General features: G+C 61.5%; 9 protein-coding genes. 5 read left to right on the forward strand and 4 right to left on the reverse strand.

The features are described 5' to 3' along the window. Positions 1-2 precede the first annotated feature (2 nt). Positions 3-2,066 carry a caspase family protein gene (locus tag AKV04_RS24100; protein ID WP_082351833.1) on the forward strand — a complete coding sequence of 688 codons (2,064 nt, stop codon included), beginning with the start codon at positions 3-5 and terminating at the stop codon, positions 2,064-2,066. Positions 2,067-2,212: 146 nt separating this feature from the next. On the opposite strand, the gene iolG is transcribed toward AKV04_RS24100, so the two are convergent. The 3 genes from iolG to AKV04_RS24115 form a co-directional block, all read right to left on the reverse strand. Next, complete coding sequence (gene iolG / locus AKV04_RS24105; RefSeq protein WP_054008949.1) at positions 2,213-3,214, reverse strand: inositol 2-dehydrogenase; 1,002 nt, start codon at positions 3,212-3,214, stop codon at positions 2,213-2,215. Between the two features lie 179 nt (positions 3,215-3,393). After that, positions 3,394-5,889 (reverse strand): ABC transporter permease, encoded by a 2,496-nt coding sequence (locus tag AKV04_RS24110; RefSeq protein WP_156317817.1) that lies wholly within the window; start codon positions 5,887-5,889, stop codon positions 3,394-3,396. Positions 5,890-5,941: 52 nt separating this feature from the next. Continuing rightward, entirely contained in the window at positions 5,942-6,622 is a 681-nt protein-coding gene (locus tag AKV04_RS24115) for an ABC transporter ATP-binding protein (RefSeq protein ID WP_054008950.1), read from the reverse strand. On the opposite strand from AKV04_RS24115, the gene AKV04_RS24120 reads away from it, so the two are divergent. The 3 genes from AKV04_RS24120 (at position 6,621) to AKV04_RS24130 (ending at position 10,389) form a co-directional block, all read left to right on the forward strand. Further along, positions 6,621-7,295, forward strand: coding sequence for an arylesterase (locus AKV04_RS24120; RefSeq protein WP_054008951.1), 675 nt, complete (start codon positions 6,621-6,623; stop codon positions 7,293-7,295). The genes AKV04_RS24115 and AKV04_RS24120 overlap by 2 nt on opposite strands. Before the next feature lie 134 nt (positions 7,296-7,429). After that, positions 7,430-8,842 carry an FAD-binding oxidoreductase gene (locus tag AKV04_RS24125; protein WP_054009041.1) on the forward strand — a complete coding sequence of 471 codons (1,413 nt, stop codon included), beginning with the start codon at positions 7,430-7,432 and terminating at the stop codon, positions 8,840-8,842. 314 nt (positions 8,843-9,156) lie between these two features. After that, a complete protein-coding gene (locus AKV04_RS24130; RefSeq protein ID WP_054008952.1) occupies positions 9,157-10,389 on the forward strand; it encodes an MFS transporter in 1,233 nt (410 codons plus the stop codon). Here AKV04_RS24130 and AKV04_RS24135 read toward each other — a convergent pair. Then, on the reverse strand, positions 10,386-11,783 hold the full coding sequence (locus AKV04_RS24135; protein ID WP_054008953.1) for a helix-turn-helix domain-containing protein: 1,398 nt from the start codon (positions 11,781-11,783) through the stop codon (positions 10,386-10,388). The genes AKV04_RS24130 and AKV04_RS24135 overlap by 4 nt on opposite strands. A gap of 146 nt (positions 11,784-11,929) precedes the next feature. Between AKV04_RS24135 and AKV04_RS24140 the strand changes: the two genes are divergently transcribed. After that, the gene (locus AKV04_RS24140; RefSeq protein ID WP_054008954.1) at positions 11,930-13,123 is read left to right on the forward strand and encodes an aminotransferase class V-fold PLP-dependent enzyme; all 1,194 of its coding nucleotides are present in this window, start codon (positions 11,930-11,932) and stop codon (positions 13,121-13,123) included.

The raw sequence follows: 13,123 nt of genomic DNA on the forward strand, positions 1-13,123 counted from the left end.
CCATGACATTGCAAGAGAAACTGCGCGCGGGAATTATGGGGATCGGCTTGGCGCTGATGGCTGCGCCCGGCTTCGCGCGCGAGAATTACGCACTGCTAATCGGGGCGGCGGAGTATAAGAACCTTGATCCTAAATACTGGCTGAAGGGGCCCGCCAATGATGTGCGGCTGGTGCAGACCTATCTCACCATGCAAAGCCCGGTGAAATTCACGCCGCAGGATGTGATTGTGCTGGCCGATGGGGTGGAGGGCGCGCAGGCTCCGACACTGGCCGCGATCCGGGTGGCGGTGGCGGATCTGACGGCGCGGGTGCGGCCGGGGGATTTCGTCTATCTGCATTTCTCGGGCCATGGCTCGCAATCGCCGGCGCTGAACCCGGAAACCGAGTTGGATGGGCTGGATGAGACCTTCATGCCCTCGGACATCGGGCCTTGGGATGATGCGGTTGGGCATGTGCAGAACGCGCTTGTTGATGATGAGATCGGCGCAATGATCGACGGGTTGCGCGCCAAAGGGGCGGATGTTTGGGCGGTGTTTGACAGCTGCCACTCTGGCACGGTGACGCGGGGGGTGGAGGAAGATGATGTGCGGTTGCGGGAATTGCCGCCTGAAGCGTTGGGGATTCCGACGGAGTTGATGGAGATTGCAACGCGGGCTTTGCCTGCGGCTGAAGCGCCGTTTGATGAGACATCAAAACCCGGCATGGGCAGCTTCGTGGGGTTTTTTGCGGCGCAAACCAACGAGGTGACTCCCGAGAAGAACCTGCCAAAAGGCAAACCGGGGCGGGTGCCGCAAGGGGTGTTCACTTATACTCTGTTCGAGGTGTTGGCGCAGAATCCCGGTGCCAGCTATGGTCAGATTGGGCAAGAGGTGCTGCGATCTTATGCCACCAAGCGGTTGGCCGCGACGACTCCGCTGTTTGAGGGCGATCTGGACCGGGTGGCGTTTTCGGGGGGGGCGCAGGCGCGGGTTTCGCAATGGACGGGGGCGGTTGAAGGGGCGGAGTTTTCCATTCCGGCGGGGTCTTTGCATGGGCTGGCCGTGGGCGCGGTTCTGGCGGTGATGGGATCGGCGACCGATGAAGATGCGGCGGCTTTGGGGTTTGTGACGCTGACTTCGGTCGAGACGTTTTCGGCCAAGGGCAAGGCTTTGGCGGGGAATAAGCCCTTGCCTGCGGAGCTGCCTAAAGGCTTTCTGCTGCGAAAAATCGGCAGCGATGTGGACTTTACCCTGACGGTGTCTTTACCAAAAGTCGAGAAATCTCCAGTGGTTACTGCGCTTGATGCGGCGATGGAAGCGTTGAAGGCGGCGTCTGGCCCTCGCTTGGTTTATGTCGCAGCCGGAGAGGAAGCCGATCTGCGGCTCGCGGTGATCAAGAACAGCCCGCGCCCGGATGCGATCTGGGTGCTGCCTGCCACCGGGTTGGTGGCGGATTTTGCGACCACGCCTTCGGTGTCGACCGCAGATAAGGATGCGGCAGAGTTGGGAGAGGTCTTGGCCGAGACGCTGACCACAATGGCCCGCGCGATCAATCTGCAAAAGCTGGGCGCTGCGGTGGGGTCAGGCAGTCTGAATGTTGATGTCGAACTGCTGACCGGCAAGGATAAAAACAGCCTGAAGACGGCAAAGGCAGCAGAGGTACCGCGCTTGGTGCCAAACGATCAGGTGCATATTCTGGCGCGCAACAATATGGATCAGCCTATTGATATTAATGTTCTTTATATCGCTGCGGACTACGCGATCAGCCATTGGTTTTCGGGTCGCTTACAGCCGGGCGATGTGCTGAAGAAAGGGCTGTTCAAGATCGGCGCGGATGTTTTGGGCGATGAGCGGATGATCGTGGTGATGACCCCTGCCCTGCCACAATCGCCCGTGGAGGACCTGAGTTTCCTCGCGCAAGACGCGCTGGATACCACCCGCAGTCTTGGCGGCTCGACTTTGTCGGCGGCATTGTCCGAGGCTGGGTTCGGGCAGACCACCCGGAGCGCGACGGCGTTGGAGGATGACACGGCAGGCCCCGCACCGGGGATGATCGAGTTGGAACTGCGCACCGGGTTGGCGGAGTAGGGTCTGCGCCTTGCTCTTTTTGAAATACTCCCGCCAGAGGCTCCTTGCTTGAGTGTCGGAAGCCTCCGGCGGGGATATTTAGGCCAAGATGAAATGCTAGGCGCGGCAGAGTTTCCCCTGCCGCGCATGTTCATAACATACTGATTTTACATAATTTCAGACATTTTCACCACGCGGCCTTCGGCCACGGATTTCAGCGCGGCATCGGCCAAGGCTAAGGCGATCAGGCCATCTTCGCCCGAAGGCTCGGCTTTGCCCTTGCCACCCAAAGCCGCGATGAACTGGGCGATTTCGGCGGCATAGGCTTCTGTGTAGCGGGTCATGAAGAAATCGTGCAGCGGCGGGCGGGTGTAGCCTGCGGCGGTGGCAACCTCAATCGACACCGGGCGCTGGTTTTCCGCCGATACGGCACCCAAGGAGCCGTGGACTTCGATGCGCTGATCATAGCCATAGGTGGCGCGGCGCGAGTTGGAGATCATTGCTTGGCGACCGGATTTGGTTTTCAGCATCACCTGAACGCTATCAAAATCGCCCGCTTTGCCGATGGCCGGATCGACCAGAACGGCGGCGGTGGCGACAACTTCGGTGATTTCCTCGCCCAACAAGAAGCGGGCCATGTCGAAATCGTGGATCGTCATATCGCGGAAGATGCCACCCGAGCGTTTGATGTAATCGACCGGGGGCGCACCCGGATCGCGCGAGATGATCACCACCATCTCGGGCGTGCCGATGGTGCCCTTGTCTATCTCGGCGCGGACGGCTTTGAAATGCGGGTCAAAGCGGCGGTTGAAGCCGACCATCAGCGTGCCTTTGTTGGCGCGCACCACTTCAAGGCAGGCTTTGACGCGGGCGAGTGACAAATCAATCGGCTTTTCGCAAAACACCGCTTTGCCGGCTTTGACGAATTGCTCGATCAGGTCGGCGTGGGTGTCGGTCGGGGTACAGATTACGACGGCGTCGATGTCTTTCGCGGCCAGAATCGCATCAATCGAGCGGACTTCGCAGCCATATTGATCGGCAATCGCCTGCGCGGCGGCCGGGAAGGCATCGGCCACGGCAACAAGCTGCGCATTGGCGTCGCCTGTGACGGCTTTGGCATGGACTTTGCCGATGCGGCCCGCGCCCAAAAGCCCGAATTTTACTGTCATGTCGTCCTCCTAAAGCAGCAGCCCCGGCTGGGTTTGCGTTTGCGGAACTGATATTCTATTTGCAGCCAAGATCAATCTGATTTTGCCGAGAATACGGCATTTCGCCTGGATTCTCGGCAAAAATCGGCAGGAATTGGCGCGTCAGAGGCGCGCAGTTTTGGAATATATATTCCACAACGCTACTCCTGCGACCGCAACACCTGCGCGGGGCGGCTGGCGAGCGGGCGCAGCACGAAGATCAGGCTGGCGAGCAACGTGGCCGCGATTCCCCCAATAACGATGGTCAGCGCCGAGGCGGGTTCGAACGCATAAGGGCTGTCCATCACAAAGCGCATCACCGCCCAGCCTGCGATGCCACCCGCGATGATGGCGACCATGCCAGCCGCGGCCCCCATCAGGGCGGCGCGCAAGGCGAAGCTAAGGAGGATGCGGGCCCGCGATGCGCCGAGCACTTTCAGCACGGCGGCCTCGTAGACCCGCGCCCGTTCGCCCGAGGCGGCAGCCCCGATCAGAACGACGAAGCCGGTCAGCAGGGTTGCCATGGCGGCGATGGTGGTGGCTTGAGCGATGGCAGTAAGGGCTTCGGTGACGCGCCCGATGGCGGCTTTCACAGAGATCGCGGTGATGTTGGGATAGGCGGTGGCAATCTCGCGCAGAATTTTCGCTTCGGCCCCCGGATCGGCGTAAACGGTGGCGATTTCGGTGTGTGGCGCGCCTGCGACAGCGGCGGGGTCGAGGGTCAGCACAAAGCCCATTCCGGCGTTGGAGAAATCGACGACGCGCAGGCTGGTGATGCTGGCCGTGATGTCGCGGCCAAGGATGTTGATGGTCAGTTTGTCGCCGAGTTTCAGGCCGAGTTCCTCGGCTTCTTCGGAGGCGAAAGAGATTTGCGGTGGGCCTTGGTAGTCTTGGGGCCACCAAGTGCCTGCGGTGAGCTTGGTGTTCGCGGGTTGCGCTGCAGCATAGGTCACACCCCGGTCGCCCGACAGCACCCAGTGTTCGCCTGCCACTTTGCGCGCGTCTTGGCCGTTGATCTGGGTGATGATGCCGCGCAGCATCGGGGCGGACTCCACTTTGGTCACGGCGGGATTGGCGGCGAGTTTGGCACGGAATCCGTCAACTTGGTCGGGCTGGATGTCGACGAAGAAGAACGAGGGCGCGCGGGTGGGCAGGTCGCGGGAAATCGCAGCGCGCAGGTTGGAGTCGATTTGGCCAACGGCGGCGAGGACCGTAAGGCCTAGGCCTAGGGCGAGGACGACTTGCGTGGTTTCGGCCCTTGGGGCGCCGATCGAGGCGAGGGCGAGGCGTATCGTGACCGATCTACTTAGGCGCGCGAGGCGGCGGGCAAGGCGGGTCAGGCCCCAAGCGGCGCAGGCGAGCACGATCAGCGCCCCGATCACGCCGCCCGCCGTGCCGAGGGCGAGGTTTGCGGTGCCAGACAGCCAAACCGCGCCGACGACGAGGAGCGCGGCGAGTGCCAGCATTGCAAGCGCATAGCGCGCCCGCGGCCAGCCGCCTGCGAGGCCGCCGCGATAGAGCGCTGCCGCACGGACCTGTTCGCTGCGGGCCAGTGGCCAGAGCGCGAATAGGAAGGCCGAGGTGATGCCGTAGAAGGCGGCCTCGATGATCGGGCGGGGGTAGAGGGCGATTTGGGCGGGGAATGGCAGGGCGGACTGGATCGGTTTGGCGAGGGCGAGAGGGGCGGCTACGCCAAGGATCAGGCCGAGCGTGACGCCGAAGGCGACGAGGACGGCGATCTGGATCAGATAGGTTTGGAAGATCAGGCCGCCGGTTGCGCCTAAGGTGCGCAGGGTGGCGATGGTGGCGATTTTCGCCTCTAGGTAGGATCGCACGGCGGCTGCGACACCGACTCCGCCGACGGCGAGACCCGCGAGGCCGACGAGGATCAGGAAGGCACCGATACGGTCGACAAAGCGGGCGACACCGGGGGCGGCTTTGCGGCTATCGCTCCAGCGCAGGCCGGAATCGCGGAAATTGGCTTCGGCTTTGGTCTGTAATGCGGTGAGGTCTGCGTTGGGGGGGAGCAGCAGGCGGTAGGAGGAATCGAACAATGTGCCGGGTTCTAGCAGGCCCGAAGCTGCCAAATCTTTGGTTTTTACGATAGTGCGGGGGGCGAGGGCGAAACCGCCTGTGGCAGAGTCAGGCTCACGCAGGATGCGGCCTTGCAGGGTGAAGTCTTGCGTTCCGAGTTTGAAATGCTCGCCTAAGCGCAGGCCGATCTGGTCGGCGAGAACACCGTCCATCACGGCACCGGACGTGCCGGTGGTTGACAGGGCGGTGGCCAGATCGCCGGATTCAAGCTGCACCGAGCCGAGCAGAGGATAGTTGTCATCCACCGCCTTCACTTGGGTTAGCACATGGGCGTCGCCCGCCACCACCATCGAGCGGAAATCGACAATCTCCGAGGTTTTCGTCGCAATTTGGTCCAGAAACGCACGTTCCTCGGCGGTGGCAAAGCGATAGGTGAATTCGACCTGCGCATCGCCGCCGAGCAGGACAGCGCCCTGATCCTGCAAACCCGCCCCGATGGCAGAGCGGACCATGCCAACGCCCGCGATTGCGGCCACGCCCAAGGCAAGGCAGGCGAGGAACACCCAAAAGCCGCGCAGACCGCCGCGCAGTTCAGCCCGTGCGATGCGCCACGCCAAACTCACGCGATCTCTCCCGCAGTGAGACTGCAGGATGCGTGTTGACATGCACCGCTGCTCACGCTGCTGCCCCATCTATGCGGCCATCAACCAAGCGCACGACGCGACTGCAGCGGGCGGCGAGTTCCGGGGCATGGGTGACGAGCACCAAGGTCGCGCCATGACGGTCGCGCAGGCCGAAGATCAACTCCATGATCGCGGCACCATTGACTGAGTCGAGATTGCCCGTCGGCTCATCCGCCAGCAAGATCGCCGGGCGTGGGGCGGCGGCGCGCGCCAAAGCCACGCGTTGCTGTTCGCCGCCGGAAAGCTGGGCGGGGTAGTGCTGCATCCGCGCGCCAAGTCCTACGGCGTCAAGTTCGTCTTTCGCGCGGGGGAAGGCGTCTTTGACGCCTGCAATCTCCATCGGCAAAGCGACGTTTTCCAAGGCGGTCATGGTGGGAATCAAATGGAAGGATTGAAACACTACGCCCATCCGGCCCCGGCGAAACTTGGCCAAACCGTCTTCATCAAGGCCGGTGATGTCCCGACCCAATGCTTCCACCCGGCCCTTGGACACACGCTCCAGTCCGCCCATCAGCATCAGTAACGAAGATTTGCCCGAACCGGACGGCCCAACCAATCCTAAGCTCTCGCCACGCGCTACGCTCAGGGTTATGCCCTTGAGGATATCGACGCGGCCCGCATTGCCGGCCAAGGTCAGCCACGCATCTTGCAACGCCAGAACGGTTTCAGTCATGCTTCACTTCCTGCTGCCCCGTTTGACATATGCGCCGCTGCGGGCGTTTCGCAATGTCACAGCGGCGATTTTTCTGCTGATTTCACCTGCCTATGCGGAAACCACCGTGCTGGCGCTGGGGGATAGCCTGACGGCGGGCTTCGGTCTGCCCAGCGATCAGGGCTTTGTGCCACAATTGCAGGCATGGCTGGCGGCCAAAGGTTCTGATGTGAAGATCATCAACGCCGGGGTGTCCGGGGACACCACGGCGGGCGGGCTGTCGCGCACCGATTGGTCGCTGACGCCGGACATTGATGCCGTGATCGTCAATCTGGGTGGCAATGACATGCTGCGCGGGATTGATCCTGCGGAAAGTCGCGCCAATCTGGATGCGATTTTGGCCAAGGTAAAGGCGCGGGGGCTGCCGGTTTTGCTGGTGAGTTTACGCGCGCCGGGGAATTATGGGGCGGATTTCAAGGCCAGTTTTGACGCGATGTATCCCGAACTGGCGGCAAAATTTGGTGCGCTTCTGGCGGATAACTATTTCTTCCCGGTGATCAACCAGCAAACCCGACTGCTCGACCCGGAGTATATGCAGGCGGATGGCATTCATCCCAATGCCAAGGGGGTGGCGAAGATTTTGGATGCGTTGGGGCCGAAGGTGCAAGAGTTGCTGGCGCGGGTGGCAAGTTAACCGCTCCGCAAGCCTTACGGCTTTCTCCGCTGTGATTGGCGGAGATGCAAGCGCAGAAAGCCGGCACGCGTGATGAGCGCCCTTGCGCCCGCCTTCGCTTCGGGCACACTGCGCCGAAATTGTCGGAGCTTTGCATGACCCTTCTGACCGATCTTTCCACAGCGCTTGGGGCGGCCCATGTCATCACGGGTGTGGATCTGGAGCGCTATCGTTCCGATTGGACGACGCATTATACCTCTGATCCGGTGGCGGCGGTGCGCCCCGGATCGACCGCCGAAGTGGTGCAGGTGATGCAGATCGCGGCGCGTCATGGCGTGGCGGTGGTGCCGGTATCCGGGCGCACCGGGCTGGTCGGTGGGGCGATGACAGATGGCGGGCTGATGCTGTCGGTGGAAAGATTGAACCGTATCCGTGAAATCAAAGCCGGCGCACGGATTGCGGTGGTCGAGGCCGGGGTGGTGCTGGACCGTCTGCATGATGCCGCCGAGGCTGAGGGTTTGTATTTTCCGCTGTGGTTTGGCGCGCGCGGATCGGCGATGATCGGCGGCGTGCTTTCGACCAATGCGGGCGGCTCGAACGTGCTGCGCTATGGTTCGACGCGGGCGCTGTGCTTGGGGTTGGAGGTGGTGTTGCCGGATGGCCGGGTGCTGAACCTGATGAGCCAGTTGCACAAGGATAACTCCGGCTATGATCTGAAACACCTGTTCATCGGGGCGGAGGGCACGTTGGGCGTGATTACCGCTGCCGTGATGAAATTGGTGCCACGGCCGCGTGCCTATGCCACAGCGACGCTGTCGGCGCGGTCTTTGCCGGATGCTTTGGCGCTGCTGAACCGCTTGCAAGTGGTCTCGGGCGGCTTGGTGGAAGCCTTTGAATATATGCCGGAAACCTATATGCGCAGGCTGGCTGAGGCACGGCCAGATATTCGCCAGCCGTTCTCACCCCGGCAAGAGGTGAACATTCTGGTGGAACTCGGCAGCACCCGTCCCGCCGATGCTTTGGTCGGGCCGGATGGGGTTTTGCCGCTGGCGGCGATGCTGGAAACCACGCTTGCAGAAATGCTGGGTGAGGGGATGATTTTGGATGCCGAGATTGCAGCCTCTGCGGCGCAGCGACGCGCGATGTGGCAAAGGCGGGAGTTGGCGGCTGAGATCACTGTGGCAAGGCAGCCTGCGATTGACACCGATATCTGCCTGCCAGTCGATGCGGTGGCTGTGTTTTTTGAACGTATTCATGCGCGGTTACCCGCGCTTGATTCGGGGGCAGAGACGCTTTCGGTGGCGCATCTGGGCGATGGTAATATCCATTTCACGGTGTTCGGCAGCAACGACAGTGCGGCGCTGTATAATGCGGTGGTCGAGGCGGTGGAGGACGAGGTGCAGGCTTTGGGCGGCAGTTTCTCAGCCGAGCATGGGGTGGGGCTGTCCAAACTGGCCTCGATGCGGCGGCGGAAAGACCCTGTGGCGCTGGAGGTTATGCGCAGCGTGAAGGCGGCGTTGGACCCGGAGGGACGGATGAATCCGGGCAAGGTTATTCCTGCGGTTTGACCTGAAACAGAGGGCCACCTCGGGCCCCATCGAAGGGCCGCTCGGAGGCGCCGCCGGGGGATAGGTTTGAGGTGGGGCGCTGCGGAAAGGGTGGAGCCTTCGGCGAGAGTATTTCGGAAAGAGCAACGTGGTAGAGGTTGCGCATTTCGTGAGGTGGATGGTTTGGATTTCCCGCTGAGCAATCCGTGGCAACGCCGTCGCGTGGCCCCTCGATGGGGCCCAAGACGGCACCCGGGTTTGGTTTCATGCCGCGTGATCTGGACTTCCCCGCTCTGCCCCATTAGCGGTAGCACGATGTGTTCGGAAAGCCTTCCTTGTCCGCCCCTGCTCTGATCTTTCGCCAACCCGCGCTGCGCCTGATATTTCTGGCGCTGCTGTTGTTGGGGGCGCATAACGCCTCGGTTTACCCCTACCAATCGCTGATCGCGATTGAACGGATTGGCCTGAGCAAGCCCGCGTTTGCGCTGGTTCTGGTGTTGGCCTCGATCACTGCCGTCACCGCTTCGGTGCTGTTTGGTATTCTGGGGGATCAGCGCGGCCATCGGCGGCGGATTGCTTTGGTCGCGACCGTGGCGAGTTTGCTCGGCCTTCTGCTGATGCTTTGCTTTCCGGGGAAGCTCAGCCTGATCCTGTGTCATGGCATTTTGCTGCCCATTGCCTCCAGCCTTTATGGCCAGCTGTTTGCGCTCGCCCGCCTTGCCACCCCCGGCAGTCACAGCCGCGATACGGTGCAAGCGGCGTTGCGTTCGGCAATGTCGATCAGTTTTCTGGCGATGTTGGTGTTCTGGACCTTTGGCTTTGCCGCCCAGATCGATGTGATGGCAATTTACCTTAGCGCGGGCTTAGCGAGTTTTGGGCTGGTGGTGCTGGTCTATTTCAACTGGCCAAAGGATGGCACGACGGAATGGGCGGATCAGCGTTCGGGCCTGAACTTTGCACAGGCGTTTAAGGAAATCGCGCATCCGACAATACTTTTGCGCCTATTGCTGTTGGGGGCGATCAGTGCCACGGGCATCCTGTATATGGTGCTGATTTCGCTAGTGTTTGAGGCCTCACCCATCCGCGATGCTTCGGATGTGGCGCTGTATGTTGGACTTGTCGCTGGCTGGGAGGTGCCCTGCCTGTTGCTGTTGTCACGAGTCGCCGGGAGGCTCCGCCGCGCGACCTTGCTGGCGGTGGGAGGTGCGGTTTACACGCTGCATTTGCTGGCCCTGCCTATGCTGTGCGACTCTGCTTGGATCTGGGTTATGCCGCTGGTGGCTGGCATTGGCGGCACGGCGATCATCAGCCTGCCTATCAGCTATTATCAGGATTTGATGCATAGCCGACCCGGCACGGCAGGCGCGATGCTGGCGCTGCAAAAGCTGGTGTCGGATGTGCTGGGGGCTGCGGCTTTTGCCATTGGCACCAGCCTTGGCGGCTATGAGACCGTCGCCGTCATTGGCAGCGCGATGGCGCTGATCGGCGGCGCGGGGCTGCTTTGGGTCGATCGTCATCACAACCTGCCCGCGCGGCAGAGCTCACTGCCCCGCTCGACCCGTCTCTAACCATCATAGCGTGTCGCCCCCCGGCGATGCGCGTCAATCGGCTGGGTCAGGATCGCTGCATGATGCGCGCGTTGATCACAATGCGCGCGCGGGCAGATCCGGCAGTTGATGCCGATCTGGGTGATCGTTGCATGCGCCATGTTGAAGGTTTCGGCATAGGCAATCTCGGGCGCGTATTGCACCGCACAGCCCATTGCCACGGCGAGGCGGTTGTCTTGGCTGTGACGCTCCCATGTCGGGCGATCCACCGTGCGCGAGAACACGAAGAACTGGCTGCGATCCGGCATTTCAACAAACTGCGGCATGATCCGCCCCGGCGTGCGAAAGCTGGTATGCACATCCAGTCGCGGGCAAGCGCCGCCATATTCAGCCAGATGAAAATCAGTGGCGTTAAAGCGTTTTGAGACGTTGCCGCCCTTGTCAATGCGCAGGAAAAAGAACGGCACCCCCATCGCGCCTTCGCGTTGCAGGGTGGTGGCGCGGTGGCAGGCTTGCTCAAAGCTGACACCGAAGCGGGTGGCGATATGGTCGAAATCGTATTTCGCCGCGCGGGCTTCTTGCAGGAAACTGGTGTAGGGCATCAGCACAGCGGCGGCGAAGTAATTCGCCAGCTCCACCCGCAGCCGGGCGGTGCCGCGCGGGTCGGTGATGCCGGATTTATGAACCAAAGTGTCGATCAACGGGCGCTGCTCCAGCAGGCCCAGCATATGCACCAGTTGGAAGATGCGGTTGGGGTGATCAAGGGCTTCGGAGAGCAGGATCTCTCGCCGCGTCTCGTCATATTGCCGGAGTGCGCCGGGCAGGTCTTCGACACGGACCAGCCGCACCGTCACCCGCAGCTTTTGGGCAAGGCGCTGTTTCAGGGCTGCGTAGACCTCGTCGCGCGGCACTGCGGCACTGCCCCAGAACGCTTCCGCCGCCGTTTCCAATGCAGCAAAGTGGTTGCGGTTGCGGCGAAACACGTCATGCACCGCCGCCTCGGGGGAGGCTGTGGTCTGCGCCGTGTCATTTTGTGACAGCGTCATCAACTGATCGCCGACCGATTGATAGGCGCGATAGAGTGTCAGGAACGCCTGAACCACTGCGGGGGCATGGACAATTGCCGCGCGGATTTGAGCGATTTCTGGTCGGATTTCTGTAAACAACGGATCGCCCGTCACCGCGCGCAGGTCAGCCAACTGGCTGGTGCTGTCTTCTTCCGCGATATCGCGCCAGTCAACGCCATAGACATCGAACAGCCGTAGCAAGATCGCAACAGACACCGATCTTTCGTTATTTTCCAGCAGGTTGACATAGGACGCCGAGATGCCCAAAGCCCGCGCCATCGCGGCTTGGGTTTCCGACCGTTCCAGCCGTAAACGCCTTAAATGGGGGCCAATGAAGGTTTTCTGCATACAGTCGCACACAATCTATGATTTGTCAGCTTTACAATATTACAGAATTGTAAGTTTGTAAACTTTCGCATTCACAGCACAACCAATTTTCACTTTGCACAATTTTGCAGCGGTGCAATCACTGCTGTAACAACCGTGGAGGACACATGCGTACTGGCATCAATCACCTATTCATTCCCGGCCCGACCAACGTGCCGGAAGTCGTGCGGCAAGCCATGAACGTGGCGATGCAGGATCAGCGCGCGCATGATTTTGGCGCCGGCAATCTGGAGCTGTTCCGCGATCTGAAAAAGGTCTTCCGCACCACCTCGGGTGAGGTGATGATGTTTTCGGGCTCTGGCACCGGGGCTTGGGAAGCGGCGATCACCAACACGCTTTCGCCGGGCGATAAGGTGGTGATGGCGCGGCACGGCCAGTTCTCGACCCTATGGGTGGACATGGCGCAGCGGCTGGGGCTGGATGTCGAGGTGGTCGACCTGCCGTGGGGCGCTGGTGCGCCGATCAGCGAATTTGCCCGGCGTTTGGGGGCGGATAAGCGCGGTGAGATCAAGGCGGTTTTCCTGACCCACAATGAAACCGCCACGGGCGTCACATCTTCTGTCGCTGCCCTGCGGCGGGCTTTGGATGAGGCGATGCATGATGCGTTGCTGTTCGTTGATGGCGTGTCGTCGATTGGCTGTCTGGAGTTTCGGATGGACGATTGGGGCGTCGATCTGGCGGTCACCGGCAGCCAGAAGGGCTTTATGATGCCTGCCGGTTTGGGGATTTTGGGGGTCAGCCAGAAGGCTTTGATGGCTTCAAAAACCGCGACCGGACGGCGCTGCTATTTCGATTTTGCCGATCAGTTGAAGCACAATTCCGGGGGATATTTCCCCTACACCCCGCCGACGCAACTGCTGCATGGCTTGCGCAAATCCTTGGATCGTATGCTGGAGGAAGGCCTTGAAAACATCCATGCCCGCCATCACCGACTTGGCGCAGGTGTGCGCGCCGCAGTCAGCGCTTGGGGTCTGCAAACCTGCGCCGAGCATCCCTCGCTGGCCTCTGATACCGTCACCGCGATCCGCACCCCCGAGGGTGTCGATGCCCGCGAAGTGATCCGCATTGGCTACGACCGCTACAACGCCTCGTTCGGATCGGGCCTTGGGCCGCTGGCAGGCAAAGCGTTCCGCATTGGTCATATCGGCGATCTGAATGAGGGGTCGTGTCTGACCGCCATCGCGATTGCTGAGCTCGCTTTGGTCGAGGCGGGGGTCAGTTTGACCTTTGGCTCGGGCGTCGCGGCGGCACAGGCCGTCTATGCCAAAGCCGCACAATCCCTTCACCTTGCAGCAGAATAA

Source organism: Cypionkella psychrotolerans, from assembly GCF_001294535.1.
Lineage (GTDB): Bacteria > Pseudomonadota > Alphaproteobacteria > Rhodobacterales > Rhodobacteraceae > Cypionkella > Cypionkella psychrotolerans.

Bases quoted from the DNA above. Each gene is read 5' to 3' on its own strand.
- AKV04_RS24100 (WP_082351833.1), top strand. From the start codon at position 3: ATGACATTGCAAGAGAAACTGCGCGCGGGAATTATGGGGATCGGCTTG.
- iolG (WP_054008949.1), bottom strand. From the start codon at position 3,214: ATGACAGTAAAATTCGGGCTTTTGGGCGCGGGCCGCATCGGCAAAGTC.
- AKV04_RS24120 (WP_054008951.1), top strand. From the start codon at position 6,621: ATGCTTCACTTCCTGCTGCCCCGTTTGACATATGCGCCGCTGCGGGCG.
- AKV04_RS24115 (WP_054008950.1), bottom strand. From the start codon at position 6,622: ATGACTGAAACCGTTCTGGCGTTGCAAGATGCGTGGCTGACCTTGGCC.
- AKV04_RS24125 (WP_054009041.1), top strand. From the start codon at position 7,430: ATGACCCTTCTGACCGATCTTTCCACAGCGCTTGGGGCGGCCCATGTC.
- AKV04_RS24135 (WP_054008953.1), bottom strand. From the start codon at position 11,783: ATGCAGAAAACCTTCATTGGCCCCCATTTAAGGCGTTTACGGCTGGAA.
- AKV04_RS24140 (WP_054008954.1), top strand. From the start codon at position 11,930: ATGCGTACTGGCATCAATCACCTATTCATTCCCGGCCCGACCAACGTG.